At 59.3% G+C, this 26616-nt stretch carries 26 protein-coding genes; 9 read left to right on the plus strand and 17 right to left on the minus strand.

The window, feature by feature from the left end; genetic code table 11:
• Window positions 1–71 precede the first annotated feature (71 nt).
• Entirely contained in the window at window positions 72–758 is a 687-nt protein-coding gene (locus ACRZ94_RS14110) for a sugar transferase (protein ID WP_480654384.1), read from the plus strand.
• Between the two features lie 57 nt (window positions 759–815).
• Here ACRZ94_RS14110 and ACRZ94_RS14115 read toward each other — a convergent pair whose 3' ends face one another.
• The 6 genes from ACRZ94_RS14115 to ACRZ94_RS14140 form a co-directional block, all read right to left on the minus strand.
• Window positions 816–1463, minus strand: a complete 648-nt coding sequence (locus ACRZ94_RS14115; RefSeq protein WP_480654386.1) for an ATP-binding cassette domain-containing protein — start codon at window positions 1461–1463, stop codon at window positions 816–818.
• Window positions 1456–3168: an ABC transporter permease gene (locus ACRZ94_RS14120; RefSeq protein ID WP_480797606.1), complete on the minus strand. Its 1713-nt coding sequence runs from the start codon at window positions 3166–3168 to the stop codon at window positions 1456–1458. The genes ACRZ94_RS14115 and ACRZ94_RS14120 overlap by 8 nt, the downstream gene beginning before the upstream one ends.
• Complete coding sequence (locus ACRZ94_RS14125) at window positions 3158–4354, minus strand: ABC transporter substrate-binding protein (protein WP_480654390.1); 1197 nt, start codon at window positions 4352–4354, stop codon at window positions 3158–3160. The genes ACRZ94_RS14120 and ACRZ94_RS14125 overlap by 11 nt, the downstream gene beginning before the upstream one ends.
• Complete coding sequence (locus tag ACRZ94_RS14130; RefSeq protein ID WP_480654392.1) at window positions 4351–4998, minus strand: CDP-alcohol phosphatidyltransferase family protein; 648 nt, start codon at window positions 4996–4998, stop codon at window positions 4351–4353. Before ACRZ94_RS14130 ends, ACRZ94_RS14125 begins: the two co-directional genes overlap by 4 nt.
• Window positions 4999–5236: 238 nt before the next feature.
• Window positions 5237–5695 (minus strand): MaoC family dehydratase, encoded by a 459-nt coding sequence (locus ACRZ94_RS14135; RefSeq protein ID WP_480654394.1) that lies wholly within the window; start codon window positions 5693–5695, stop codon window positions 5237–5239.
• Window positions 5692–6708 (minus strand): aldo/keto reductase, encoded by a 1017-nt coding sequence (locus tag ACRZ94_RS14140; protein ID WP_480654396.1) that lies wholly within the window; start codon window positions 6706–6708, stop codon window positions 5692–5694. The genes ACRZ94_RS14135 and ACRZ94_RS14140 overlap by 4 nt, the downstream gene beginning before the upstream one ends.
• 158 nt (window positions 6709–6866) lie before the next feature.
• Between ACRZ94_RS14140 and ACRZ94_RS14145 the strand changes: the two genes are divergently transcribed.
• From ACRZ94_RS14145 to ACRZ94_RS14160, 4 genes are read left to right on the plus strand one after another with little or no spacing between them, the layout of a single operon-like run.
• Window positions 6867–8012 (plus strand): acyl-CoA dehydrogenase family protein, encoded by a 1146-nt coding sequence (locus ACRZ94_RS14145; RefSeq protein WP_480654398.1) that lies wholly within the window; start codon window positions 6867–6869, stop codon window positions 8010–8012.
• Window positions 8009–8779, plus strand: a complete 771-nt coding sequence (locus ACRZ94_RS14150) for a 3-ketoacyl-ACP reductase (RefSeq protein WP_480654400.1) — start codon at window positions 8009–8011, stop codon at window positions 8777–8779. The genes ACRZ94_RS14145 and ACRZ94_RS14150 overlap by 4 nt, the downstream gene beginning before the upstream one ends.
• A 9-nt stretch (window positions 8780–8788) precedes the next feature.
• Window positions 8789–9937 carry a dihydrodipicolinate synthase family protein gene (locus tag ACRZ94_RS14155; protein WP_480654402.1) on the plus strand — a complete coding sequence of 383 codons (1149 nt, stop codon included), beginning with the start codon at window positions 8789–8791 and terminating at the stop codon, window positions 9935–9937.
• A gap of 5 nt (window positions 9938–9942) precedes the next feature.
• Entirely contained in the window at window positions 9943–10803 is an 861-nt protein-coding gene (locus tag ACRZ94_RS14160; protein WP_480654404.1) for a sugar phosphate isomerase/epimerase family protein, read from the plus strand.
• A 42-nt stretch (window positions 10804–10845) separates the two neighbouring features.
• On the opposite strand, the gene ACRZ94_RS14165 is transcribed toward ACRZ94_RS14160, so the two are convergent.
• Genes ACRZ94_RS14165 through ACRZ94_RS14175 form a run of 3 tightly spaced genes read right to left on the minus strand, consistent with a single transcriptional unit; the run spans window position 10846 to window position 13525 of the window.
• Window positions 10846–11157 carry a Dabb family protein gene (locus ACRZ94_RS14165; protein ID WP_480654406.1) on the minus strand — a complete coding sequence of 104 codons (312 nt, stop codon included), beginning with the start codon at window positions 11155–11157 and terminating at the stop codon, window positions 10846–10848.
• Window positions 11158–11180: 23 nt separating this feature from the next.
• Window positions 11181–11945, minus strand: a complete 765-nt coding sequence (locus tag ACRZ94_RS14170; protein ID WP_480654707.1) for an enoyl-CoA hydratase/isomerase family protein — start codon at window positions 11943–11945, stop codon at window positions 11181–11183.
• Complete coding sequence (locus ACRZ94_RS14175) at window positions 11945–13525, minus strand: acyl CoA:acetate/3-ketoacid CoA transferase (protein WP_480654408.1); 1581 nt, start codon at window positions 13523–13525, stop codon at window positions 11945–11947. The genes ACRZ94_RS14170 and ACRZ94_RS14175 overlap by 1 nt, the downstream gene beginning before the upstream one ends.
• A gap of 146 nt (window positions 13526–13671) precedes the next feature.
• Here ACRZ94_RS14175 and ACRZ94_RS14180 point away from each other — a divergent pair, with 146 nt between their 5' ends.
• On the plus strand, window positions 13672–14490 hold the full coding sequence (locus tag ACRZ94_RS14180; protein WP_480654410.1) for an aldo/keto reductase: 819 nt from the start codon (window positions 13672–13674) through the stop codon (window positions 14488–14490).
• Between the two features lie 72 nt (window positions 14491–14562).
• Here the strand turns inward: ACRZ94_RS14180 and ACRZ94_RS14185 are convergent, their stop codons facing one another.
• The 8 genes from ACRZ94_RS14185 to ACRZ94_RS14220 form a co-directional block, all read right to left on the minus strand.
• On the minus strand, window positions 14563–16164 hold the full coding sequence (locus ACRZ94_RS14185) for a GMC family oxidoreductase (protein ID WP_480654412.1): 1602 nt from the start codon (window positions 16162–16164) through the stop codon (window positions 14563–14565).
• A complete protein-coding gene (locus ACRZ94_RS14190; RefSeq protein ID WP_480797607.1) occupies window positions 16164–17666 on the minus strand; it encodes an aldehyde dehydrogenase family protein in 1503 nt (500 codons plus the stop codon). The genes ACRZ94_RS14185 and ACRZ94_RS14190 overlap by 1 nt, the downstream gene beginning before the upstream one ends.
• Window positions 17667–17695: 29 nt before the next feature.
• The gene (locus tag ACRZ94_RS14195) at window positions 17696–18253 is read right to left on the minus strand and encodes a hypothetical protein (RefSeq protein ID WP_480797608.1); all 558 of its coding nucleotides are present in this window, start codon (window positions 18251–18253) and stop codon (window positions 17696–17698) included.
• Between the two features lie 20 nt (window positions 18254–18273).
• Window positions 18274–19311 (minus strand): zinc-dependent alcohol dehydrogenase, encoded by a 1038-nt coding sequence (locus ACRZ94_RS14200; protein WP_480654418.1) that lies wholly within the window; start codon window positions 19309–19311, stop codon window positions 18274–18276.
• A complete protein-coding gene (locus ACRZ94_RS14205) occupies window positions 19308–20249 on the minus strand; it encodes an ABC transporter permease (protein ID WP_480797609.1) in 942 nt (313 codons plus the stop codon). The genes ACRZ94_RS14200 and ACRZ94_RS14205 overlap by 4 nt, the downstream gene beginning before the upstream one ends.
• A 10-nt stretch (window positions 20250–20259) precedes the next feature.
• Complete coding sequence (locus ACRZ94_RS14210; protein WP_480654421.1) at window positions 20260–21768, minus strand: sugar ABC transporter ATP-binding protein; 1509 nt, start codon at window positions 21766–21768, stop codon at window positions 20260–20262.
• A 10-nt stretch (window positions 21769–21778) separates the two neighbouring features.
• Window positions 21779–22744: an ABC transporter permease gene (locus ACRZ94_RS14215; protein WP_480797610.1), complete on the minus strand. Its 966-nt coding sequence runs from the start codon at window positions 22742–22744 to the stop codon at window positions 21779–21781.
• Between the two features lie 89 nt (window positions 22745–22833).
• Window positions 22834–23940: a sugar ABC transporter substrate-binding protein gene (locus tag ACRZ94_RS14220; RefSeq protein WP_480654425.1), complete on the minus strand. Its 1107-nt coding sequence runs from the start codon at window positions 23938–23940 to the stop codon at window positions 22834–22836.
• 250 nt (window positions 23941–24190) lie between these two features.
• Between ACRZ94_RS14220 and ACRZ94_RS14225 the strand changes: the two genes are divergently transcribed.
• The 3 genes from ACRZ94_RS14225 (at window position 24191) to ACRZ94_RS14235 (ending at window position 26616) form a co-directional block, all read left to right on the plus strand.
• Complete coding sequence (locus ACRZ94_RS14225; protein WP_480797611.1) at window positions 24191–24850, plus strand: TetR/AcrR family transcriptional regulator; 660 nt, start codon at window positions 24191–24193, stop codon at window positions 24848–24850.
• A gap of 229 nt (window positions 24851–25079) precedes the next feature.
• Window positions 25080–26090, plus strand: a complete 1011-nt coding sequence (dctP, locus tag ACRZ94_RS14230; RefSeq protein ID WP_480654429.1) for a TRAP transporter substrate-binding protein DctP — start codon at window positions 25080–25082, stop codon at window positions 26088–26090.
• 7 nt (window positions 26091–26097) lie between these two features.
• A complete protein-coding gene (locus ACRZ94_RS14235; protein WP_480797612.1) occupies window positions 26098–26616 on the plus strand; it encodes a TRAP transporter small permease in 519 nt (172 codons plus the stop codon).

The following is a 26616-nucleotide window of genomic DNA, read 5'->3' on the forward strand; positions in this document are numbered from 1 at the left end:
CCTGTCCGGGTCAGCGTTTGAAACCCGTCTTGGCCAGCCAAGATCGGGTTCAGGTCTGAGAGCGTTTTGTGATGTTGGACTTTTCTCAATCTGTGCATCCGCACGATTTTTCCCTGAAACCGGCTACCCCACCCAGATCCGTTTCAAAAATCTACACATGGGTTGGAAAACGTATTTTTGACATCATGCTGGCCTTGCTTTTGGTACCGATAGTCGCCCCTGCGGTTCTTTTTCTATGGTATCTGGTGCGTCGTGACGGGGGGCCGGGTTTCTTCGCCCACACCCGCGTTGGACAGAACGGCAGACTGTTCAAGTGCTGGAAAATCCGCAGCATGGTCGTGGATGCAGACACCCAGCTAAAGCACCATCTTGAAACGAACCCCAAAGCGGCGGCGGAATGGGACCGCGACCATAAACTCAGCGATGACCCCCGGATTCATCGCTTGGGTCATATCTTGCGCAAAACCAGCCTCGATGAGTTGCCGCAAATCTGGAACGTGCTGAAAGGAGACATGAGCTTTGTCGGCCCGCGCCCTGTGGTTGCAGTAGAACTGCTGAAATATGGCAGATCTGCTCCGGCATATATTGCACAGAAACCGGGAATTACGGGAGTTTGGCAGGTTTCGGGAAGAAATGGCATAAGCTACCGCGAACGGGTTGCAATGGATGTCAGCTATGTCGCCAAACAGAGTTTCCTTTTCGACATCGTCATCCTTGCCAAAACTCTGGTCGCAGTGTTCTTAAAAACAGGTCGGTAAGGCCTGGCAGACGTAAAATGCTGAAGGGCCCTCATTTCAGTTTACACTTCACAAAGATCATTCCGAACCGCCTACCGAAAGCTCGATCACTTCACCTTCTGCCGCTTCGGCATCCGCAGCATCATGTGTCACTAGAATCACAGGCAGCCTCGCGGCCTTTGCACGCTGAAATACAAGGGCGCGCATCTGCGCACGCAGAGTGATATCCAATCGGGAAAAAGGTTCATCCAACAGCAGCGCCTCGGGTTCGGACAACAACATCCGCATAAGGGCCACCCTGGCGCGTTGACCTCCCGACAAGGTGGCTGGGTCGCGATCTTCGAACCCTTCCAACTCGATCTCAGACAAGGCTGTCCGGATCTTGTCTCGGCGATCAGCAGTACGGTGCGGCAAGCCGAACCCGATATTTTGCCCAACAGACAAATGCGGGAACAATAGATGTTCTTGAAACAGAATACCCACCTTGCGGTTTTGCGGTGGCAAACCGTTCAGGATACGACCGTTCAAAGCAATCGTGCCCTCGGCCTGAAAGGTCGGTGGCAGCGTGCCCGAGATCGCTGCCAAAATCGTTGACTTCCCAACCCCTGACGGGCCCATCAGGCTGACGACGCCTCCCTGCGGTACAGTTGTGTGAACCGAAATCAGTGGCCGACCATCTGCATAGCGGATCACCAGATGATCCAGACTCAGACCCGGTTTAGTCATGTCGCAATCCGATCCTGTTTCTGAATACGATCCGTGGGATCAGCAATGCCAGCGCAAAAGGCAGCCAGGCCGCCAAGGCCAGCGCCAATGTCCAGATTCCGATGGCCCGGCGGTCGCCGCCAGAAAACAGAGCAAGCGCCTCGGTCGTCAAGGTGCTGACACGCCCGCCCGAGGTTAATAGCGTGGCGAGGTATTGGCCCACCGACACCGCCATCCCGACCGCGAGCGCCGTCAGGATCGGGGCAAGCAGCATGGGCAGGCGAATGCGGAACAAAATCTGGGTTTCGCCTATCCCCATACTGGCGCCGATACGGGCATAGCGGCTGTCCAATGCGCGGAACGGACCAGCCAGCGCGAGAAAAACATAAGGCAGGACAAATACAAGGTGGGTCAGGATCACAGGGACCAGGCCCTGCGCCGCGCCAATCTGGATCATCAGAATCTGCAATCCGGGCAGAAACGCGATCTGAGGCAGGATCAGCGGCAGATACAAGATCAGCAACCCGGTTCGGTTCATCGCCTGCCCGCGCCGTGTCTCCGCCTCAAGGCAGCTGACCACAAGGATCAGCGCAATGAAAGCGGTGGCAAAGGCGAGGCCAAGCGTCAGCCGGGTCAGGTCCAAGGCATCCGGACCGTACCTGTCCCAGGCAGTCAGGTTGAATGTCTGCGGCAGCCCCTCGGGAAAGCGCCAGCGGCCGGCGAAGGACCAAACCAACTGGCTGAGCAGCCCACCGAAAATCGCCAACCCGGCCGCACCACAGACGATCAGCGCCGCACCCCGCGACAGGTGATCGCGCAATCCTGCGCTGCGCTTGCCGCTTTCGACTGCGCGATGGACCAGAACCGCCACCAGCTTTTCTCCGCCACGCCACAGGATGATTGCGCCGGCGACCAACCCCAGTTGCACCAATGCGGCAGCGGCAGCCGGGGCGCGCAAAGCCAGATCGGGATCAGTCATCCAGCGCAGAATGAAAATCGACAGCGTCGGCGGGCGCGACGGACCCAGAACCATTGCCACGTCCACATTCGACATCGCATAGGCCAGCACCGCGTAAATCGGCAAACGGATCTGCGCATAAAGCGTCGGCATAACAGCCAGAAACCACCCTCGCACTTTTCCATATCCCAGTGCCTGAGCCACTTTCATCCGATCCGCAGCGTTGATCTGAGGCAACGCGGCCAATGCCATCAGCAAAAGAAAGGGCAGCTCTTTCACCAGCAATCCGGCCATCAGGGCCCAACCACCCGGGTCTTGAACGATCAGCACATCGGGCGGCCGATCCCAGCCCGTCAGCCAGGGTGAGGACAAGCGTGCGATCCAGCCCGAAGGGGCAATCAGAAAGGCCAGCCCCAAAGCCGCCGCTGCATGCGGCACGGACAACAAAGGGGATAACAGCCGCTCAATCCGGATGAAGATCCGCGTGCCATGCCAGCCAGCGATCAGAAACAGACAGCATAAAAGCGCGCCGAGGGTGGATAGAATCCCGGTCTTCAACGACAGCCAACCGGCTTGTACAAACCCCGGCTCAGCCCACATCTGACGCCACGGATCGACAGAAAGTGCATTATTGCCGCCAAAACGCATGCCACCGAAGGCCGGGACAATCGTGCCGAACAATCCGGCGGCGATCGGCCCCAGCAGAACGGCGATGGTCACAGCCGGCGCAAGGCCAAGCCCTACGCCGGATTTGGTTTTAATTGCCAACGCCGTAACGCTCGGCCCAGTCTTTTTCGATCTTGGTCATCCAGCTTGGATGCGGCTCAGGCAGAACCTGACCCAGCTCAGCCGGGGACAAGGTGGCGACGCCAAGCTCCAACCCATCAAAGGCGGCGCGATCTTCGGCAGGCAAAGCGTCCATGTCCAGCACCGTGCCATAGCCCAGAACATCAGGGCGCTGTGCCCGCAGTTGGGCTTCGGGGCTCAGCAGGAAATTGGCGACGACCATAGCTCCGGCCTTGGCGGAGGCATTATAGGGGATGGCTACGAAACTGGCATTGCCCAAGGTGCCGCCGTCCAGCACAAAGGTGCGAGCGCTTTCGGGCAATTGCTGGTTTTCGATGGCGGCGGTTGCCTCACCCGGCGAAAAGCTGATCGCCATGTCAACCTCACCATCATTGATCAATTGCAACTGGCGCGGTCCGGTTTGCGGATAGGCCCGACCCGAGCGCCACAGGTCTGGCGTGACATCTTTGAGCCAGCCCCACAAAGGAGCTGTGACCTCGGCATAGTTCTCTCCGGCCGGTTGCTGCAGTACCGCAGGGTCCTCGACCAGTTCGATCAGCATCTGTTTCAGGAAGGTGGTGCCCAGAAAATCGGGTGGCTGCGGAAAGGTGAAACGCCCGGGATTCGCGGCGATCCATTCGCGAAGGGCGGCTGCGGATTTCGGTGGTTCCGGCAGAACCTCACTGTCATAGATGAAGACCACCTGCGCCATGGCCCACGGGCTTTCAAACCCTTCGGTGGGGACGGTGAAATCGGTGGTGACAGTCTTGCCGTCAACATCCACAAACTGCCAGTTGGGCAAGGCTTCGGCGAAGGGGCCGAACAGCAGATTGGCCTGTTTCATCGCATTGAAATTGGCCCCGTTAATCCAGATGAGATCAATGGCGCCGCCGCTGTCCTTGCCACTGGATTTCTCGGCAATCACGCGGCTGACCGCATCTGCCGTGTCCGTCAGTTTCACATGTTCCAGCGTGACGCCGTGGTCTTCTTTGACGCGGGTTCCAACCCATTCGATGAAGTCGTTGGTCGTGGTCGATCCACCCCAGGCGTTCCAATAGACCGTCTGACCGTCTGCCTCGGACAGCACATCCTCCCAATTGGCAGGGTCGGGTTCCGCCCAGGCGGCTCCGGCCAAAACGGTAAGAGCGGCGGCAATAAAGTGTTTCATGGACGTTCCTTCATTCCAGAGGGGGCCTTAGTGTCTGAGGGGGCGAATTCCTGACGGGCCAGCAGGATGCGCGAGGCAGCAGTGATAAAACACGCCGCGCCAAACACCCAGGCCATTGGGGCAAACCAGGCGGGCAACAGGCAGATCAGGACAAAGAAGGCTATGGTCTCGGTCCCTTCTAACAGCCCGCCGGTGAAATACAGCGACTTTGAGCCGTGCTTGCGGGATTTCATCCCATGCTTTTCAGCCAAGATCGCGTAGGCCAGAAATGTTGCCCCGTTGAAGTAAAAGCTGGTCAGCAGCCATGCGCCCGCAATCGCATTTACGGCCGTATCGGCCCAGATAAAAGCCATCGGAATGACGCCGTAAAACAGGAAATCGCAGGTGATATCCAGATAGCCGCCAAAGTCCGTTTTTTGCTGCGCCCGTGCGACGGCCCCATCCAGCCCGTCGGCCAGGCGGGACAGCAAAATCAGCACAACCGCCACACCGGGGAAGCCCGCAGCAATCGACGCGGCTGCAAGCAGGCCAAAGCCCAGACCGACCAGAGTGACCGTATTGGCCGACATGCCCCGTGCCGCAAGCCTCTGGCCCAACGCGTTCAAAGGCGGGTCGATCAGAGGGCGGATATGGGTGTCAAGCATCAGCGGTTTTCGAACTGTGTCGGGTCAGGGGGACATACTGAAAGCCTGACCCATAGACAATGAATTACAAAGCCGCACGCCAACCGCTTACGCAGTTGTGATCAGGTGTTGCAAACACCTGACAGGTCTGGGCTGAGCCACATGGTTTTACGCGCAGCAGGCCGCTTTGAACGGCTCGTATATCTCGTTGAGCCGCAGACACGCCCCGAAGATCTGCCCAGGATGACCCGTGCACGTCTCAGACGATGTCAAAAATCAGATCATTGGTTCCTTGCTGAACCCTTTGACCATCCTGATTTAGGACGTCGAACCTGAAGGCAATAATCCCCCTCCGGCCCGAAGAGGTTTCGCGCTTTGACACGACATGCAGTTCGGCCCGGATCGTGTCGCCCGCAAAAACGGGCTGCTCAAACCGCCAGTTCCAGCCCAGCGACGCCAGGCCGTCTGGGCGCGCTGCGGACTGGAACTTCAACCCGTCGACCACGGACAGGACCAGCAACCCATGTGCCACGCGCGCCTTGTAACCCAGCTGTCGCGCGGCCTTATCATCCAGATGCAGGTGGTATTTGTCGCCGGTCAGCTCGGCAAAGGCCTTGATCAGGTCCGCCGATATTTCGGCAGACCCGGTTTTCATCACATCCCCGACCTGCAGGTCGTGATACCCATAAACCCCTGCCGTCAGAGGGTCGGCGCTCATACCGGAACCGGAGCGTCTTCGCGCAGCAGACCCTTGGTTTTCAGGTCGGCCCAGAATTCGGCCGGGATGTCGTGGCTGAACCAGTTCAGGTTCTGGTCCAGCTGTTCAACCGTCCGGGTTCCGGCCATGAAGGTCGGCACCGCCGGATGGGCGACGACAAATTGCAGCGCAGCGGCGGGCAGGGGCACGTTGTATTCGGCGCAAACGGCCTCAATCTTGCTGACTTTGTCCATGATGTCCGCCGGGGCCGGAGCGTAGTTGTACTTGGCGCCTTCTTTGGCCCCCGTCGCCAGAATGCCCGAGTTGAAGCCACCGCCGACAACAACCGCCGCGCCGCGTTCTTCACACAAGGGCAGGAATTTATCCAAGGCATCCTGTTCCAGCAGGGTATAGCGGCCCGCCAGCAGGAAGCAGTCAAAGTCGCGCTGTTCCAGCGCGGCATGGCAGACCTCCCATTCGTTGACGCCAACGCCGATGGCCTTGACAACGCCCTGATCGCGCAGGCTCTCCAGCGCCTTCCACGCGCCGTCCATGGCCTGTTTGAACACTTCGGGCTGTTCATCGCCGCGGGTGAACACGTCAATGTCATGGATAAAGCAGATGTCCATCCGCTCCAGCGCCATACGGTGCAGGCTGTCCTCGAACGAGCGCATGATGCCATCATAGCTATAGTCGAAATGCATGGTGAACGGGGCAGCGTTCGTCCATGGCTCAAAGTTGATGTCCTGACGGCGCGCTGGCTTCAGCACCCGGCCAACTTTGGAAGACAGGATAAAGTCGTCGCGGTTCTTCCAGCGCAGGCTGTGTCCCGTGCGCATTTCAGACAGGCCGTGACCATACATCGGGGCGGTGTCGAAATAGCGCACACCTTTGTCCCAGGCATGCTGGATCATCGCGTCCGAGGTCTGCTCATCAATCTCGCGAAAGATGTTGCCAATCGGCGCGGTGCCAAAGCCAAAGGCCGAGACGTTCAGGTCCACCCGGCCAAATTTGTTCATCGTATTCGGATTCATGCAAGCCTCCCAAATGCAAACCGGATCGCCGAAATTTGCACAGTCATTAAGTAACTGTTTGGTTATTTACCCTATTCAGTGAAACCAATCAACCCACTTGACGAGTGCTCTATGGGTCGCATATTAGTAACTAATTGGTTACATTACGGGGCGCTACAATGTTTCTGACGGAAACCCACATTCAGGTCCGCGATATGACCCGCCAGTTTGCCGAGGATGTTATCCGACCTGCGGCCGAGGAGCTGGATCGGGACTCACGCTTTCCGGCCGAGATTTACGAACAAATGGCCGAGCTTGGCCTGTTTGGCATCGGCGTCCCCGAAGAGTTGGGCGGCCCCGGCTTTGACACCATCACCTATGCGCTGGTGATGGAGGAATTGTCGCGCGGCTATGCCTCGATCGCGGATCAATGTGGGCTGCTGGAACTGGTCACCACCTTGCTGGTACGGCACGGGACGCCGGACCAGCAAAGCAGATGGCTGGGCGATCTGCTGTCTGCGAAAGTCCGGCCCGCCTATTGCATCACCGAGCCCGAGGCGGGCACCGACGTATCCGGCATTCGCACCACGGCGGTGCGAGACGGCGATGGCTGGGTGTTGAATGGCGGCAAGATCTGGATTCACAACGCGCCCGTGGCCGATGTGGGCTTTGTTCTGGCCCGCACCGACCCCGAGGCCGGGCATCGGGGCATGTCGATCTTTCTGGTCGATCTGCACGCCGATGGCGTCACCCGCGGCCCGAAAGAGATCAAGATGGGTCAGCGCGCCAGCCAGGTTGGGCCGCTCTCCTTTGATGATGTCCGCCTGCCCGCCGATGCCCTGCTGGGCACCGAAGGGCGCGGGTTCCACATGATGATGAGCGTTCTGGACAAGGGCCGCGTCGGCATCGCCGCATTGGCGGTTGGCATCGGTCAGGCGGGGCTTGAGGCCGCAACAGATTATGCCCAACAGCGCAAGCAATTCGGAAAATCCATCGCCGATTTCCAAGGGGTTCAATGGTTGCTGGCCGATATTGCCAAGGATGTCGAGGCCGCCCGTCTGCTGGTGCAATCGGCAGCGTACAAAATCGACACCGGACAGGACGCGACCAAAGCGTGTTCGATGGCCAAGTGCTTTGCCGGGGATATGGCGGTACAGCGGTCCTCGGATGCGGTGCAGGTCTTTGGCGGATCGGGCTATATTCGCGGGTTTGAGGTTGAACGCCTGTACCGGGATGCCAAAATCACGCAGATCTACGAAGGGACCAACCAGATTCAACGCATGATCATCGCCCGCGAGCTTCTGGCAAAAGGGGCCGCCGCATGAGCCGCCCCGCAGCACTTGTCACGGGTTCGTCCCGTGGGATCGGATTGGCCGCCGCCGTCGCATTGGCCCGCGAAGGGTTCGCCATCGCGGTAAACGGCCCCGTGATGGATGCGGAACTGCAAGGCGCCTTAGACATTATCCGCGACCTTGGCGTGCCCGCCGTCGCCGCCGCGTTTGATGTGTCGGACATCGACATCCACGACGCCCAGCTGGACGCCATTGAGGCTGAAATCGGCCCGCTCACCACGCTGGTCAACAATGCCGGCGTCGGCGTCTTGCAACGCGGCGATTTGCTTGAGGTGACCGAAGACAGCTATGACCGCTGCATGGCGATCAACACCAAGGCCATGTTCTTTCTGTCACAAGCCTTTGCCAAACGGTTGGTGGCACGCGACCGGGACGCTGGTTTGTTCCACAGCATTGTCAATGTGACCTCGTCAAACGCAGTCGCCGTCGCCGTGCCACGCGCGGAATATTGCGCGTCGAAAGCCGCAGCCGCGATGATCTCGAAAACCTTTGCGGTTCGGCTAGGGCAGGAAAACATCGCCGTCTATGACGTGCAACCCGGCCTGATTGCAACCGACATGACCGCCCCGGTGATCGAGATGTATGACCAGCGCGCCAAGGATGGGCTGACGCTGTTCCCACGCGTCGGCCAGCCCGAGGATATGGGCAATATCATCGCCTCTCTGGCCAGCGGCAAACTCCCCTACACAACCGGTCAGGCAATCTCCGCCGATGCCGGAATGCTCGTTCCCCGTTTCTGAGGTGCTTTCATGAAAATTCAGCTGCCTGATACCACCGGAAAACTGCATGACTACGCGCTGGTTGGCACCCCGGTTGCGCCTTCCAAACTGACACCGAATTCGGCGCGGGTCCTGTATTCCGCCGCACATGTCGTTGCTGATCCCTTCGGCGACCACGATCCCACCGGCCCAGCCCATGTGGACTGGGCCAAGACCATGGAATTCCGCCACTATCTGGCCGGAATGGGAATGGGCATTGCCGAGGCAATGGACACCGCGCAGCGTGGCATGGGGCTGGACTGGAACGGCGCACTGGAACTGATCCGGCGCACCAAGGAAGAGCTGCCCGACGCGCTGGTCGGCAACGGCTGCGGCACGGATCATCTGGACCCGGCTGACGCCAAATCGCTAGACGACGTGCGCCGCGCCTATCTGGAACAGGTCGAGGCGATCCAGAAACTGGGCGGGCGCATCATCCTGATGGCATCGCGCGCTTTGGCAAAAGTGGCGACCGGACCGGACGACTATATTGCGGTCTACAACGATGTTCTGGCCGCCTGTGATGAACCCGTCATCCTGCATTGGCTGGGGGAGATGTTTGACCCGCAGCTTGCCAGGTACTGGGGATCGGACAATTTCGAAGACGCGTTGGAAACCGTGCTGTCGATCATCGGCGCCAATGTAGACAAGGTGGACGGGATTAAGATCTCGCTTCTGGACGCCGGGAAAGAGATCATCATGCGCCGCCGCCTGCCCGAAGGCGTCCGCATGTATACGGGGGATGATTTCAACTATCCCGAACTGATCGAAGGCGATGATCAGGGGTATTCGCATGCGCTACTGGGCATTTTCGACCCCCTCGCCCCGGCCGCTGCTTATGCAGTCAGCAAGCTGAGCGAAGGGGATGCCAAGACCTTCCGCGCGACGCTGGACCCAACCGTGCCGCTGGCGCGGCATATCTTCCGCGCACCGACCCAGTACTACAAAACCGGGGTCGTGTTTCTGGCCTGGCTGAACGGATTCCAAGATCACTTCATCATGCTGAACGGCGCGCAGGCGGCGCGCTCTTTGCCGTATTTCGCGGATTGCTTCAAAATTGCGGATGAATGCGGCCTGCTGCGTGACCCGGATTTGGCGGTTCAGCGCATGGGCCACATGCTGAAACTCTACGGGGTGTAGCCCGGATGCGCGATTTCTCGCAGGATCACTCGGCGCTGGCACTGAACACCGCAACGCTGGGCCACAATCTCGATGGCTATGGTGCGGGGTGGAGCCCTGAGCAGGTCATCGATGCCTGCGCGGCACGTGGCTATGGCGGGATCACCTTTTGGCGGCGTGAACTGGACAAGCGTGCCACCCAGATCGGCCAGCGGGTGCGGGAGGCCGGCATGCAGGTGGTAGGCCTGTGCCGCACGCCGTTCCTGACGGGGCCTCTGGCGCTGCCGACCGATCGGGAAATCATGGATGATTTTCACCTGTCGATCGATCAGGCCGCCGCGCTGGAAACCGATGTGCTGACCATCGTCACCGGCGGGCCAGAGCCGGGCACAAAGGGCGTTTTGGAAAGTCAGAAAATCCTTGCGGACCGCGTTGCGCGTGCTGCGCCCTACGCTGCAGAGCGTGGGGTTAAACTGGCGCTAGAGCCGCTGAATCCGGCAACCGCCGGAAACCGCACCTGCCTGATGACTGCGGCGGATGCGTTGAATGTCTGTGATGCGGTTGGTGCAGTGAATGTCGGCGTGGCCATAGATGTCTATCACGTCTGGTGGGACACGACACTTGCCGACACCCTGGCGGCCCGTGGCAAAGGGCGCATCTACGGCTATCATCTGTGCGACTGGCTGGCCGACACCACGGACGTCCTACTGGACCGGGGGATGATGGGCGATGGCGTGGCAGATTTGCGAGCCTTGCGAGAGGCGGTGGAAAACGCGGGCTATGATGGCTTGTGTGAGGTCGAGATATTCTCGGCAGAAAACTGGTGGAAACGCGACCCAAACGAGGTTTTGGACGTTATCGTCGACCGGTTCCGCCGCTGCTGCTAGGCGCCAAGATTTTTCGTCGAAAAATCTCAGCCAGCCCAAGTGTCATATTTCAATATCGCAGACAAAAACGCCGTCCAGCCCACCGGCAGTTTTGGCAACGATCCGACCGCCAATTTCCTGATGGGTCGGGTCAACCAGATAGGCATCCCGCACAGCCGCATCGCGGAAATCGAACCAGAACATATCATTGAAATCCCGCACCAGATCAGTCTCGACCGAGACGTTCCGGCGGCTTTGAAAATCGAGAATGCCGTCGATATGCGCCTTCAACCCCTCCAGATCATTGTAAATCGCTGTCTTCTCTGCCTCGGAAACATCTGTTTCAAAGCGCACATGCACCAGATGACGTATCATAATTGTCTTCCTCTGTTGGGGAATTACCAGAAATCCGCTTTCTTACGGTTTTTGAACGCGGTCAGCCCGATCTGCAGTTCGGGCTGGGCAATGGCAACGCGACCGGCCAGCGCGTCATAGACCCGTTCACGCTCTTCGCCTTCGGCGGCATTGATCAGCATTTTCACCAGCTCGGTCGCAACAGGTCCACGATGGCGCATACGATTGGCCAGCTCGGTCGCAGCAGCCATGCCCTGACCTTTCTCAGCCACCTCATCAACCAACCCAACCGACAGGGCGTCACTGGCCGAAAACTCCTGTCCAAATACAGCCATCCGCCGCACCAATCGCGAGCCAAAGCGGCGCACGGTCCGCTGTGTACCAGACCAGCCGGGCACAATCCCCAGCGCGGGTTCGGGCTGTCCAATGCGGATGTGATCTTCTGCAATTCTGTAGTCAGCGCAGGCCGCCAGCTCCAGCCCGCCACCCAGGACATGGCCGTTCAACACGGCGATGATCGGTTGCCGCAAGCGGGTCAGAGCGTCCAATGCCTGATGACCGTCCCGCAGCCAATGCCGTCCGAAACCGTCAGCCGTATGCGCCGCCCAGGCATCAATATCACCCCCGGCGCAAAAGGCTTTGCCCGCCCCGGTCAGGATCACCACATGCGCACCCTCGGCGCGTTCGATCTGACGGCACAGGGCCATCAGCTCATCCATCATGGATTCGGTCAGGGCGTTTAGCCGTTCGGGCCGGTTCAGCGTCAGACGGGCGATACCATCGGTGATATCCAGCAGGAAATTCTCCATCACGCAGACGCCAGTTCCAGCCCCATCAACGCGGGGTCAAACAGGGACGCGTCCATCGTTTTCAGGTCATCTGACACCAATAAAGGTGTCGCCGCCTGATCCAGCACATCGCGCTGAACATCCAGACCGGGCGCGATTTCCGTGACCATCAGCCCCTGATCCGTCAGCTTGATGACGCAGCGCTCGGTCACATAGGTCACATCCTGCCCCTGTGCCTTTGCGCGCTTGCCCGAGAAAGAAATCTGGTCGACCTCATCCACGAATTTGGCCACTTTGCCCTCTTGCAGGATTTTCAGCTGACCGTTTTCGATCTCCATCTTGGCCCCGGCGTTGAAATTGCCCGAGAAGACGATCTTGCGCGCCCGCGCCGTGATGTCGACAAAGCCCCCTGCCCCTGCGGTCCGGTGCGGGATGGCCGACAGGCGCGAGACGTTGACCGAGCCATTCTTGTCCACCTCAAGAAAGGACAGCAGCGAGGCGTCAAACCCACCCGCCTGAAAATAGCAGAACTGGTGGGGCGAGGCGACGAAGGCTTCGGCATTGGCTGAGCAGCCGAACTTAAAGTCCAGCAGCGGCACACCACCCACGGCGCCCTGTTCGATCATCCAGGTGACCGAGCCATGCAGCCCTTCCTCGACAAGAATGCGGGGAACATTGGCCGAGATGCCAAAGCCGATGTTTACGGCCCACCCATCCTTAAGCTCGTGCGCGACGCGGCGCGCGATCACCTTGCCAACGTTGAATTCGGCGGTGCGGAAGCTTTCGATGGGGCGCGTCAATTCACCCGAAATGGCCGGGTCGTATTCGGTGGCCGTGGTTTGCAGTTGATCCGGGGCTTCGACAATAGCGTCCACCAGAATGCCCGGCACATGCACGTCATGGGGGCGGATACTGCCCGCCGCCGCAATGCGTTTTGCCTGCGCGATCACGACACCACCGTTGTTACGGGCGGCCAGGGCCATTTCCATCGCGCCCAGATAGGCGCCTTCGTGTTCAAAGCTCAGATTGCCTTTTTCATCCGCTGTCGTTGCACGGATGATGGCAACATTCGGGGCCATGGATTTGAAATACAGCCACTCATCGCCCTCGAACTCCATCCGTTTGACGATGGGCTCGGCCCGGGCAGAGGCGTTCATGGCGCAGCCTTCGATGTCGGGATCGACAAACGTGTCCATCCCCACCTTGGTCAGAACACCAGGGCGCTTGGCGGCGGCTTCGCGCAGCATGTCAAAGATGATGCCCGAGGGCACGTTATAGGCCCGCACTTGTTCCGCGGTGATCATCTGCCAAATCAATGGCGGCTCGGCTTTGCTGGGCCCCGAGGGGTACGAGCCCCCGATGATCCGCGTGATAAGGCCCGGCTTGGCGATATGATCCACGCCTTTGGTGCCAAACATATCCCCGGCGGCAATCGGGTGGATCGTTGTCAGATCGCGCGGTGCGCCTTCGGCCTCAAAACGTTCGCCAAGGCCCTTTAGCACCGCATCCGGACAGCACAGACCGCTTGACGAATTCACCGCGACGGTTGCCCCGTCCGGCACAAGATTTGCTGCTTCGCGCGCCGTCATCTGCTTGCTCATGCGATCCTCACCAAAGTAACTAAATGGTTATTAAGTTATGCCGCGATGGCGTTCGGAAATCAACAGGAATTAGTATGCCACGGCAATTGACCTGACATTAAGTAACTATTAGGTTACTTTCAAATTTGTTCTTTGGGAGGACCACCGTGAACATTTACTTTGAAAAAACCAATCAGCGTACATTTGGCACATTCCCCCTGACCGGCAGCGAGCTTCGCGACGCGATGAGGATCGCCGCCGAGGTCGGGTACCGGTCTTTCGATACCGCGCAAATGTATGGAAACGAAAAAGAAACCGGCGATGCGCTGGCTGAGCTGGGTTTGAACCGGGACGAGATTTGCGTCACCACCAAGGTTCACCCCGACAATTTCACCGAAGAGGCCTTTCTTCCGTCAGTTGAAGAAAGCCTGAAAAAGCTGCAACTGGACTATGTCGACGTATTGCTGCTGCACTGGCCCCCGATTGGCGGGGACATTGCGCCCTCGCTGAAACTGCTGGAACAGGCGCATGCCAAGGGCTTAGCCAAGAACATCGGTGTGTCGAATTATACCGCGCAGATGATGCGCGATGCTGTCAAAATCATCGATACACCCCTGGTGACCAATCAGGTTGAATTCCACCCGCTGCTCAATCAGGACACCCTGCTGGCCGCGGCGACCGAGACGGGTATTCCGCTGTCATCCTATTGCTCGGTCGCGCGTGGCGAGGTCTTTAAACACCCGATTTTCGAAGAGATCGGCAAAACCTATGGCAAAACAGCCGGTCAGATCGTGTTGCGATGGATTTTGCAAAAAGGCGTGTCGATCAACACCATGTCGACCAAACGCGCCAATATCGACGCGAATTTCGACGTGATGGATTTCACCCTGTCCAGCAACGACATGGACCGGATCGATGCCAAAACCCACACTGGTTTCCGGATCGTGGGCGAAGACCTGGTGCCCTGGGCACCCAAGTGGGACTGAACAAAAAAGGCGGTGCCCTGAGCAGCACCGCCTTTTTTCGGGAACACACTAAGCCGTTGAGAGCGTAATGGCTTAGTGATTTCCCCGGATCATGTCCGATGCCTTTTCCGCCATCATGATGGTCGGCGCATTGGTGTTGGACCCGATCAGGCTGGGCATGGCCGAGCTGTCGCAAATCCGCAGACCATCGATCCCATGCACCCGCATCTGCGGGTCAACCACGGCCATTTCATCCACACCCATCTTGCAAGTGCAGGACGGGTGATAAGACGTGCGACCGTATTGACGGGCATATGCCTCGTAATCGGCCTGCGTTTTCACGCTGTCATCGGGAAAGCGGATCTGCCGGACATATTGCTGCAAGCTTTTCTGACGGAAGATCTCAATACTATGCTTCACCCCCTCGACCGAGGTTTTCAGGTCATCCGGGTGGCCAAGGAAGTTGGGATCGACCAGCGGCATGTCCTCAACCCGGTTTGACCTCAGGCGTACGGTTCCACGTGCCTTGGGCCGCAACGTATAGGAATTCAGCGTGATGCCCGAGCTGCCCTTGGGCACGCTGGGCACGCCAGCCTCGGCCCCTGCCCCGGCCAGGAAGTGGAATTGCAGGTCGGGCACCGGTGCGGATGTATCGCCGTACCAAAAAGCCCCGCCCTCAACCACGTTTGACGCCACGGGGCCTGAGCCAAACAGGTAATACTGAATACCCGCCCATGCCGCCCAATGGGGCTTGTTGTATTTGTCCAGACTGTGGTGGCCGTTCAACTCGGCTACGATGTCGATGCCGAAATGATCGTTGAGGTTTTCGCCCACACCCGGCAGGTCGTGTTGGACTGTGATCCCGTGTTCCTGCAGATGCGCCGCGGGTCCGACGCCCGACAGCAGCATCAGCTTCGGCGTTCCGATGGCGCCCGAGGTCACCAGAACCTCCTGATCCGCCGTCACGGTCTCCACCTGCCCGCCCTGATCGAACGCAACGCCGGTGGCGCGGCCGTTCTCGATGACGACCCGGTGCACCTGACAGCCGGTTTTCACGGTCAGGTTCGGGCGCGACAATACCGGCCTGAGATACCCAACCGCAGCCGAGCACCGTTTGGCCTTCCATGTCGTTGTCTGATAAACGCCCGCCCCTTCCTGAACAGGACCGTTGAAATCAGGGTTGTATGGAATGCCCGCCTCTTGGCACGAGCGCACGAAGGCCCGGGTCATTTCCTGCGGTGAATCCAGATTCGAGACACCCAAAGGCCCCTCGGTGCCATGCCAGTCACCCGACAGGATGGCGTTGCGTTCGGACCGGATGAAGTATTTCTTGATGTCGTCGAAAGACCAGCCTTCGCAGCCTTCCTCATTGGCCCAGCGGTCATAGTCGACGGGATTGCCGCGCGTGAACACCTCGGCATTGATCGAACTGCCGCCCCCCAAGACGCGCCCCTGTGCATAGGGGATCTCACGGTTATTCGCATTGACCTGCGGGACAGTGTTGAACCCCCATGTGTGCGGGCCATCCGTCATCTTGGCAAAGCCGACCGGCATGTGGATCAGCGGGTGGCTGTCCTTGCCGCCCGCCTCCAGCATCAGGACCTGAACACTGCTGTCCTCGGACAGGCGATTGGCCAGAACGCACCCGGCCGAACCCCCGCCGACGATGATAAAGTCGTATCCGTTTGACGCCATTATTCCACCCAATGCGTGCGCTTGCCGATCTCAACATGGATCGACTTGATCTGCGTGTACTCCTCGACGCCGTGCATCCCTGCCTCACGCCCCCAGCCCGAGGCTTTGAACCCGCCAATCGGCAGTTCGGGGCCACCGGCCAGCGTGGTATTCACCCAGAACCGGCCCGCCTGAACGCGCCGCGAGATGGTCAGCGCCTTGTCGATATTCTTGGTCCAGACGCTGGCGGCCAGACCATATTCGGTATCGTTGGCGATCGAGATCGCCTCGTCAATCGTGTCAAACGGGATGACGACCAGAACCGGGCCGAAAATCTCTTCGCGCGCGATCACCATGTCGTTGGTCACATCGGTAAAGACAACGGGATCAATGTACTGACCGCCCGAGATTTCGGGTGTTGTACCGCCGGTCAGCAGGGTCGCGCCCTCTTCCTGACCTTTGGCGATGTAGGACAGAATGGTACGGTTCTGCGCATCGGTCGTGATCGCGCCCGCCTGTGTGCGTTCGTCCAGCGGGTCGCCCACGCGGACCTTACGCAGTTTGTCGACGACCATCTGGGCGAATGTGTCCGCGACCGAGCGTTCGACCAACAGACGCGCGCCAGAGACACAACATTGCCCGGTATTGAACGCGATGCCAAAGGCCACGCCGTCTGCGGCATCCTCCAGATCGGCATCGGCAAAGACGATCTGCGGGTTCTTGCCGCCCAGCTCCAGCCCCAGTTTCTTGAAATTGCTCTGCCCCGAAGCGGCCACGACCGACCGACCTACGCTGGTCGATCCGGTGAAGGACAGCATGTCCACATCCATATGCTCGGCCAGTTTCTGACCGATCACGCTGCCCGAACCCGTGACCACGTTGAACACGCCATCGGGCAATCCGGCCTCGGACAGGATTTCAGCCAGCATCAGGGTCGTGGCGCTGGTCACCTCGGACGGTTTCGCGACGATGGTGCACCCCGACGCAAGGATATACGGCACCCGTTCGCACAGGATCAGGAACGGGAAGTTCCACGGCGTGATCAACCCCACAACGCCGACCGGCTCACGCGTGACGATGCCCATAGCGCCGTCACCGCTGTTGTTGAAACTGTCGCCATGCAGGCCGCGCGCCAGACCTGCGGCGAATTCGAACATGCCGATGCAGCCTGAAACCTCGGCCCGTGCCTGGCTGATCGGCTTGCCGTTTTCCAGCGTTTCCCAATAGGCGATTTCATCCACACGGGCCCGGATCAGCTCGGCCGTTTTCAGCAGCACGGCCGCACGGTCGGCCCCGGACAGACCACACCAGCGCCGGCCGTCAAAGGCCGTGCGGGCCGAGGCAACGGCGGCGTTCAGGTCATCCTCGGTACAGCGCGGAATACGCGTGACCGGGACACCGTGACCGGGTGACGCGCGCTCGAACACGTCGCGATCCCCGGCGGGTACCCAGTTGCCGTCCATAAAGAACCCGAACGTGCGCGGCTCGGAGGGCGGTGTCAGAATGTGGCTTTGTTGGTCCATCAGAAGGGCTCCAGAATTGGGGCGAGAGGTTACGCCGAAGCGTCCAACCCGTCGCGGAAATCGTTCCAGCCGCCGTCCACGGACGACGGCGCGTCATGCCATTGATGCAGGATCTCACCGGTGGCGGGGTCCTTGTCGGGGATCGGCAACATCATGATCCGTTTGACTGCGGCCTGAAACATCGCGGGTGTCAGATGGGCCTCTTGGATGTTGTCCCAGTCGCGACCCCCGGCATAACCGCCGACCATCATAATGTCGCCGGAATGGCCGACCATTTCATGGCTGACACCGGCGGGCATGACGATCACGTCGCCTGCCGAAATCCGAACCTTGGTCCAGCCTTCGACCGACAGGTTGAACTCCATCCAGCCGGTTGCGCAGCCAAGGCATTCATGCGTGGTGGAATGGAAATGCGGGTATTCGTAGACCCCCGGATATTCCCAATTGTTGCCCCAGCCGTTTGCGCGAAACCGCGCCTTGACCGCTTCGACCCCGCCACCGGGAATTGCGCCCCGGTGGATCAACAGCGGAAACCGGCTGTTGGGGATCATGCCTTCGGGTTTGGATGTGTAAACTTCGACAGTCATGTGCGCTCCTCCCAATTTGGCTAGTCTGTCAAAACGATCTGAGTCTTCAGGTCCTGTGGCCGGTCAGCAAAACTGTCGAAGGCCAGTTGTATCTGCTCCAACGGATAGGATGCGCCGGTAAAGCGCCCGGTCTTGATCCGCCCATGGGTCAACAGCGTCAGCGCATCGTGCATATCCTGCCCCATGCCCGCGACGGACCCTTTGATCGAGTTTTCCTGCAGGATGGTTTGCAAGATATCGACCGGCAGCGTTTCGCCTGCACCGGTGATCCCGAACGCCGCGATATGTCCGCCCTTGCGGATGAGGCGTGTGGCTTGCTGATAGAGCGCGGGCAATCCCACGCTTTCGATCACCACATCCGCGCCGCGCCCGTCCGTGTATTGCAACACAACTTCTTCAAGCGTGGCGGGGTCGGTCACACCAATATCCGCCCCGGCCTCAAGCGCCATGTTGACGCGATCCTCGGACAGATCGGCCACGATGATCGGGGCGGCCCCAATCGTGCGCAGCAACTGAACATGCAGATTGCCGATGGGCCCTGCCCCCAACACCACGACGGACTGACCAAAGGTGATGTTTGCCTTGCGCGCGCAACGCACGACACAGGCCAGCGGCTCGGTCAACGCCAGAACCTCAGCCGAAACCGCGTCGGAGGCCGGGATCACCAGTCGGGCAGGCACCGAGATATACTCGGCGAATGCCCCGTCCATCGTGATGCCCATCTGTTGCATCTCGGGGCAGTTCAGAACCTCATTTCGGCGGCACCAATAACAAGTGCCACACCCGATATTCATATCGACCACAACCGGCGCACCGACGGTCAAGCCGCTGACGCCCTCGCCCAGTTCGGAAATCGTGCCCGTGAACTCGTGACCAGGGATCATCGGCAGGTTCTCGGCTGCGTAATGCCCGTTGAAAATGTGAATATCCGTGCCGCAAATCCCGACCCGAGTGATGCGCACCAACACCTCGTTCTGGCCGGGTACGGGGCGCGGGACATCCCGCACCTCGAACACACCCGGTTTCACCAGAACGGCGGCGCGCATGGTCTGTGTCATTTGACCACCCTCAGCTTGGTGCGGTCGATGGTCAGCGCAATCGCGGCAATCAGGATCAGGCCAAACACCATCTGCTGCTGAGTCGCGTCCACCTCGAAATACAGCATCGAGGACCGGATCACCGCCACGATCAGCGTGCCGATCAGCGTGTTGATGACACCGCCAACGCCACCGGTCAGCGGTGTACCACCAACCAGAACCGCGACGATTGCAGGCAGCAGGAACCCGTTCGCCAGTGTGGGAGAACCACCGGAGAGTTTTACCGAGAACAGCAGACCCGCAATCGCCGCCAGTCCGCCGGACAGAGCAAAAGCCATGATCTTGATGCGATTGACATTCAGGCCCGAGGCCACGGCGGCAGGCTCCCCCGCCCCCACGGCCTTGAGAGCACGGCCAAAGGTGGTCCGCGATTGCAGGAACCACGCGCCCAGAACAAGCGCGGCTGCGATGAACAACTCGCTGGGGATGCCCGCCAAAGAGCCAGTCATCCAGCCAAAGGTCGAATCCCGCAAGGTGGCATCCATGAACAACGCCCGCTGACCCGACATGTATTGCGCGGCGGAAAAGGCGATACCGCCTACAGCCAGGGTCGAGATAAAGGACGGCACGAACAAACGCGTCGTGACAAAGCCCGAGATCCCGCCCAGAACGACGCCGGCCAGAATACAGATCAAAGCTGCGCCAATGCCAAAGGTCGGCAGGGCAATCGTGGCCACAACCGTGGTCATATTGGCCACCGACTGCGCCGACAGGTCGATCCCGCCGATATAGATCGCGAAAGTCATCCCCAGCGCCATGATGAACAGGGGCACGATGTCGGCGGCCATCGAGATCAGGTTGGCGGGCCGCAGAAAGTTGGAATCCGCAGCGCCAACAACCAGCACCAGAACCAGCAAGGTGATCCAGGGCAGATGGGGTTTGATACGTTCAAAACTCATGAGATCGGCCTCAGATCATGTGGTGGACAAGGTCGTACAGCGACGGCTTGTCCCCCGGGCTGCAATCGAAACGTTTTTGGGCGACACCGTCTTTCAAAACGATGATCGTGTGGCTGAGGCCGATGGCCTCTTCCAGCGTGTCGGCCACCAGAACGATGCCGACGCCGTCATCTGACATCTCGCGCACCATGTCATAGACATCTTCCTTGGCGCCAATATCCAGACCGCGCGTCGGGTGATCCAGCAGGATGATGTCCGACCCGGCCGAACGCCACTTGGCCAGAACCACCTTTTGCTGGTTGCCGCCCGACAACCCGCCGCAATCCTTGTAGACATCGGGGGTTTTGATTGCGAGGCGATCAATCCACTGGTTGGCCAGAGATTTCTCCTCACCAATGCGCAGCACGCCCGAATTCGCGTAATTGCCCATCTGACTGAGGGTCATGTTCTCATACACATTCATGCCCGCCACGATGCCTTCGACCTTACGTTCGCGGGGGATATAGCCGACGCCCTTGGCGACCCCGGCCTGCGCGTTGAACCTGGTGATCGTTTCCCCCTTGAGGGCGACCATTCCCGAAGACGGGGTTTCCAGACCAAAGATCGTGCGCAGGATCGCCTCACGCCCCGATCCTTCGGTCCCGACCAGGCACAGGACCTCTCCGGGGCGCAGGTCGAACGAGATGTTCGAATACTTGCCCGCAACCGACACGTCGTCGAAGGCAACCAGCGGCTTCGCCTCGGCCTGATAGGGCTTCTGCTTTTGCTCGCGGTAGTATTCCTTGTCGACGTCGCGGCCGACCATCTTGTGCTGGATCGCATCCACATCGGCGTCGTCATGGGCAACAACGTCCACGACCTCACCATCTTTCATCACGTAGATACGGTCTGACAGGTCCAGAACCTCATCCATACGGTGGCTGACAAAGATGAACGATGCGCGTTTGGTCAATTCACGGACAAGGCTGAACAGCAGTTCCACCTCTTCCTTGGCCAGCACGCTGGTCGGTTCATCCAGCAGGATGACCAGATCGCCATCGATCCGTTCCTCCAGCGTCAGAACCTTGGCCAGCTCAACCAGCTGTCGCTGTGCGAATGACAGTTTCGACGTCGTGGTGCCCGGATCGATGTCCAGCTTGACCTTGGCGAGTTGCTTGCGCGCGGCCTCGGCCATGGCCTTCCAGTTGATCACGCCGTAGCTGACGAATTGCTGCTCGAACCCCAGAAAGATGTTCTCCATCACGGTCAGGTTGGTGATCAGGGATTGTTCCTGAAACACCATGCCGATGCCGTGATCCATCGCCTGACGCGGGTTCTGGAACCGGACTTTGGTGCCATCGATGGTGATGTCGCCGCCATCAGGCTGGTAGGCGCCATAGATGACCTTCATCAGCGTGGACTTGCCCGCGCCGTTTTCACCGACGAGGCCCACGATCTCACCGCGTCCGATCTTGAAATCCACGGATTTCAGAGCGTGGACGCCGGGGAATTTCTTGTCGACATTGATCAGTTCGTACATCTGCCCGCCCCTATTTCACGAAGGTTACGGATTTACGGTCGGTCGACAGAACCACCGCGGCGATGACCAATATGCCCAGAACACCGTCCTGCACATAGCCGGGCAATCCGATCACAACCATGCCGTTGTTAATGACATTGACGATCAGCACCCCGATCAGCGTGTTCCACACACCGCCGATCCCACCCCACAGCGCGGTGCCGCCGACCACAACAGATGTGATCGACACAAACATAAAGTTCGAACCGGTCGCGGTTTCCGCAATCCCGATCCGGCCCACCGCCAGCAACGCGCCAACGGCATAGAAAACACCGGCCAACGCGAACCCCATAACGCGCACGCGGTTGACGTTCAGGCCCGAGGCATGGGCCAGTTCTTCGCCCCCGCCTACGGCGTAGAAATTGCGACCCAGCGTGGTGCGCGACTGGATGAACCATGCGATCAGCAGGAACAACAGCGCGACATAGCACATGATGGGAAATCCGAACCAACGCTCGGTCAGCAGGGATCGGAACAGGTCATCCTCGACCCGTATCCTGTCACCGCCGGTCAGCAGCAGTGCAAAGCCGGTGCCGACAAAGCCCATCGCCAGCGACGCCATGAAAGACGGGATTTTCAGCAGGACATGCACCAGCCCGTTCACAAACCCGATGGCCGCCCCCACCAACAGCGCCAGCGGGATCGCCAGCCACGCCCAAGAGGCCAGCGTGCCGCCCAAGGCGATAAAGGCAAAGGCAAAGACCACGGCACAGACCGAAACCGTGCCCTCCATCGACAGGTCAATCGAGCCCATGATGATGATAAAGGTCACGCCGATGGCGACCATCAGCGCCGGCGCGGACGAAATCCCGATCCGCGCAAAGTTGCGCAGCGAAAAGAAACGGGGCTCCATCGCCGTAAAGAACAGGACCAGAACCAAAAGGACGATCAGGGGCGCCCATTTGATCAGAACATCCCGTGTCAGCACATTGCTCACGTGCTTCCTCCCACTGAGTGATTTGGTGGGGTCGCGTGTACCGCAGACCCGAGTGAGCGGGCCAGCCCAAAGACCGGCCCGCAATCACATTACTTGTACTGAATCTGACCGTTCGACGTAGACCAGAAATCTTTCCAGTCATAGGTCGGAACGCTGTCCAAAAACTCGGCCTTGAACGCCAGCGCGTCTTCGGGTCTGACCATGATGGTCGGGCCATAGAACTCGCGATGTTCGTTCGGCTCGTCCGAAGGCTTGAAGTGGCCGGTGGCCGCGTAATAGGCCAGCGCCGCCGTGATGCCGCCGCCCCAATGCGGGTTGGTGAATACGGTAGCCAGAATCTTGCCCTCGCCGACCAGTTCAACCGCCTGCGGGTTGCCGTCATAGGATACGATGGGCATGTCCTCGATCCCTTCGGCGCGCAGCGCCTCAAGCACACCATAAGCGATGGTGTCGTTGGCACAGTGGACGCCTTTGATCTCATCACCGTAACGGGTGAGGAAGGCGCTCATGACCTGGTTGGCCTTCTGCGTATCCCAATCCGCTGGTTCTGCGGCCAGCAGCTCGACATCGGGATAATCCAGCAGCGCGGTCTTCAGACCGGCCAGACGCTCAATCGCAGGGTTGTTCGAGGCGATACCGCCCAGATGGACAACGCCGCCGGTTCCGCCCATCGCATCCAGCAGAATGCGCGCGGTTTGCTCGGCCGGGCCTTCGTCGGACCAGCTCATGTGGCTGACATAGTTGTCGCCGAAATCCCACGGATGCAGGTCATCGGTCTTGTTCCAAAGGGTCGAGACATAGGCCCCGGCCTCAACACAGCTTTCCACCACCGGGCGGGCGTTGGGCGCGTCGTTGGTATCGATCGCCAGCGCCAGTTCACCATTGGTTTTCGACAGCAGCGCCTTGACGTCGGCCAGCGACTTCTCGGATGAACCTTCATTGATCAGGTGGGTCAGGAAATCCTTGGGCTTGCCCAGGCTTTCCACAAACGCCTCACCGCCCGAGACGATTTCGTTCCAATACGGGTTGGTCCGGTTACGATAGGACCACGCAACGGTCGGGTCCGTGATCGCCGCGCGCGCCATGCCGCCCAGCATGGACGAAATCGCCGCGCCGCCGACGCCATAGGCCGAGGCCAGCAGCAGGTTCCGACGGGTTATCGTCTCCTGTTCGATGTATTTCTTGATGAATGACATGACGTCCTCCCTTTTCCATCAGCATATGGGATCAAAGGCATCCGCATATCTGCCCCTCCCCGGCGACGATCCCGCACAGCGGTATTGTCCGCCCTTAATGCACTAACTAGTTACTTCTTTACGAAACGCTGTGTCAAGCGTTAAGACTGTAAAAGACAACGGTCTGAAATGATCTGCGGACAGGCAGTTGAAGAACACCTGCCTTCTGTGCGACATGCATTTACTACATGTGCTGTGGCAGGACAGCTGCATGGCAAGGGAGGCGGCTTTGGACGAAAAGACGACAATCAAAAAGAAAAGAGACGCCGAAGCGACCAAGGCGCGAATTCTGCGGGCCGCCAAGAAAGAATTTGCCAAACACGGGCTGGGCGGCGCGCGGGTGGATGAAATCGCCGAACGCGCCAATGCCAACAAACGGATGCTGTACCATTATTTCGGCAGCAAAGAGGGGCTGTTCCGCACCGTGCTTGAGGCCGCTTATCTGGACATTCGTAGCGCCGAACGCAAGCTGAACCTCGAATCCCTGTCACCCTCGGACGCGTTGGAATCGCTGGTGCGGTTCACCTGGGATTATTACCTCAAGAACCCCGAATTCATCACGCTGGTGAACAGTGAAAACCTGCACCGCGCCCGCCACATCAAAGCGCTGGACAGCCTGCCCGAAACCACCCGCGGGCTGGTCGAGATGGTCGAAGGCATTCTGAAACGCGGCGAGGCCAGTGGTGAGTTTCGGTCCGGCATCGATGCCACGCAGCTCAACATCACCATCGCTGCCATCGGGTATTACTACCTGACGAACCGCTTCACCGGCTCCTACCTGTTTCAGCGCGATATGATGGATAAACAGGCCCTGAACGAACGGCTGGACTTCAACGTCGAAAGCATCATGCGGATCGTGCGCAAAGACTAAAACCCGCAGGCAAAACGGCTGTGCATTGTTGATCCGGCATGCTGCCGACCGTTCGGCGGTTGCATTCGCCCGCGACTTGCAAACCAGTGGCCGCATCAGGTAGTGCTGGTTTCAGCCCGGTCTATCTACCTTAAACCAATAGCTAAATTGAACCTCTGTGATTCAATTCCGGCCACAATTAATAGACTTGCAAATAAGCCGTATACTCAACCTTTCAGGAGGGCAAAATATGAAGAGAGTTTTCAAAACTATTGGTCTTGGCGCGGTCGCATTGGTGTCTTTGGCCGCCTCAGCCAGCGCTGAAGAGTGGCGTTTCAACAACTTCCTGCCGGAAACCCGGCCTGAAACCGCAGAACTGGAGCAATTCGTTGCGGATGTGAATGGGGCTCTGGGCGGTGAGACCGAGCTGAAACTGTACAGCGGCGGCTCACTGGGCCTGCCGAACACAGACACGCTGCGGTTCCTGCCGAAAGGTGCGGTGGAAATGAGCCTGATCTGGGCGAATTACCTTGGACGTGACGCACCCGCGCTCAGCTCGGTCGTGGTTCAGGGTACTATCGGATCCATTGAAGAGTTCGAAAAGGCGATCCCGACCGTTCGCGAGATCTATCAGGAAGAATTCACCGACTGGGGCGTGACCTCGGTAGGATATGTGCCCATACCGATGCTGTCAGTGTCGGTCTTCTGCCGGGATGAGCCGGTGAACACCATCGAGGCGTTGAAATCCAAGAAACTGCGCGTCTGGGCCCGCGATCAGGTCGAAACCTTCACCCGTCTTGGCGTGGCCGCCCAGATCATTCCGCAGGAAGAGATGTATGTGGCCCTGAAAACCGGCGTGGTCGACTGCGCGCTGTATCCTGCGCTCTATGCCGATACGGTTTCCCTGCAGGAGGTCGCCAAATATGCCTCGTTCCTGTATCCGATGGCATCTGGGCCGTATGTGATCGGCGTGGCCAGTGACAAATGGGACGCCACCGACGACGCCACGAAAGAGGCGATTGCAACGGCAGCAGATGCCCTGTGGGAGCGTACCAACCAATACGAGGACGATTACGAGCGCGAGCTTGCAGCCCGTGACAAGCTGGTCGAACAGGGCGTGACCTGGGGCGCGGATTTCTCGCAAGAGGACCGGGATCTGTTCGTATCCAACGTCACTGAAATCTGGGCCGAACTGGCAGAAGAGGCCGGCGGCAATGCACCTGAATATCGTCAACGTGTGCTGACAGCCTTGGGTCGCTGATCGCCAGATGGCTTTGAAAGTGAAAGAACTGATTGCGTGGGGGCTGGACCGTCTGGCCCTTGCGTGCGCCGCTGCGTCGGCTTTGGGCATGATCGCCATTGTCGGCATCATCGTCACCAGCGTGTTGATGCGCAAATTCGCCAATACCCCGCTTCATATCACCGAAGAAGTTGTCGGGCTGTTGCTCAGCGTCTCGCTGTTTCTGGGCCTGCCGATGGTAACCTTGCAGGCCAAACATGTGCGCGTCTCGCTCTTGGCCGATATGCTGAGAGGCACTGCGCAAACCCTGCTGCAAATCGCGGCCCTGCTGGTCGGTATCGCATTTTTCCTGTGGCTGATCATTGAGACGATCCCCTGGTTCGAGTTCGCCTTCAAACGCAACCTCAAAACCGAAACGACACGGATTCTGCTCTATCCGTGGATGGCGCTGATGCCGCTTTCGCTCACCCTGACCCTGTCCATCTTTGTGGCGCGTCTGGTCGGCATACTGGACCGCGTTGACGATGCCAAAGCTGACATAGAATGA

The organism is Ruegeria sp. CH10, assembly GCF_056537125.1.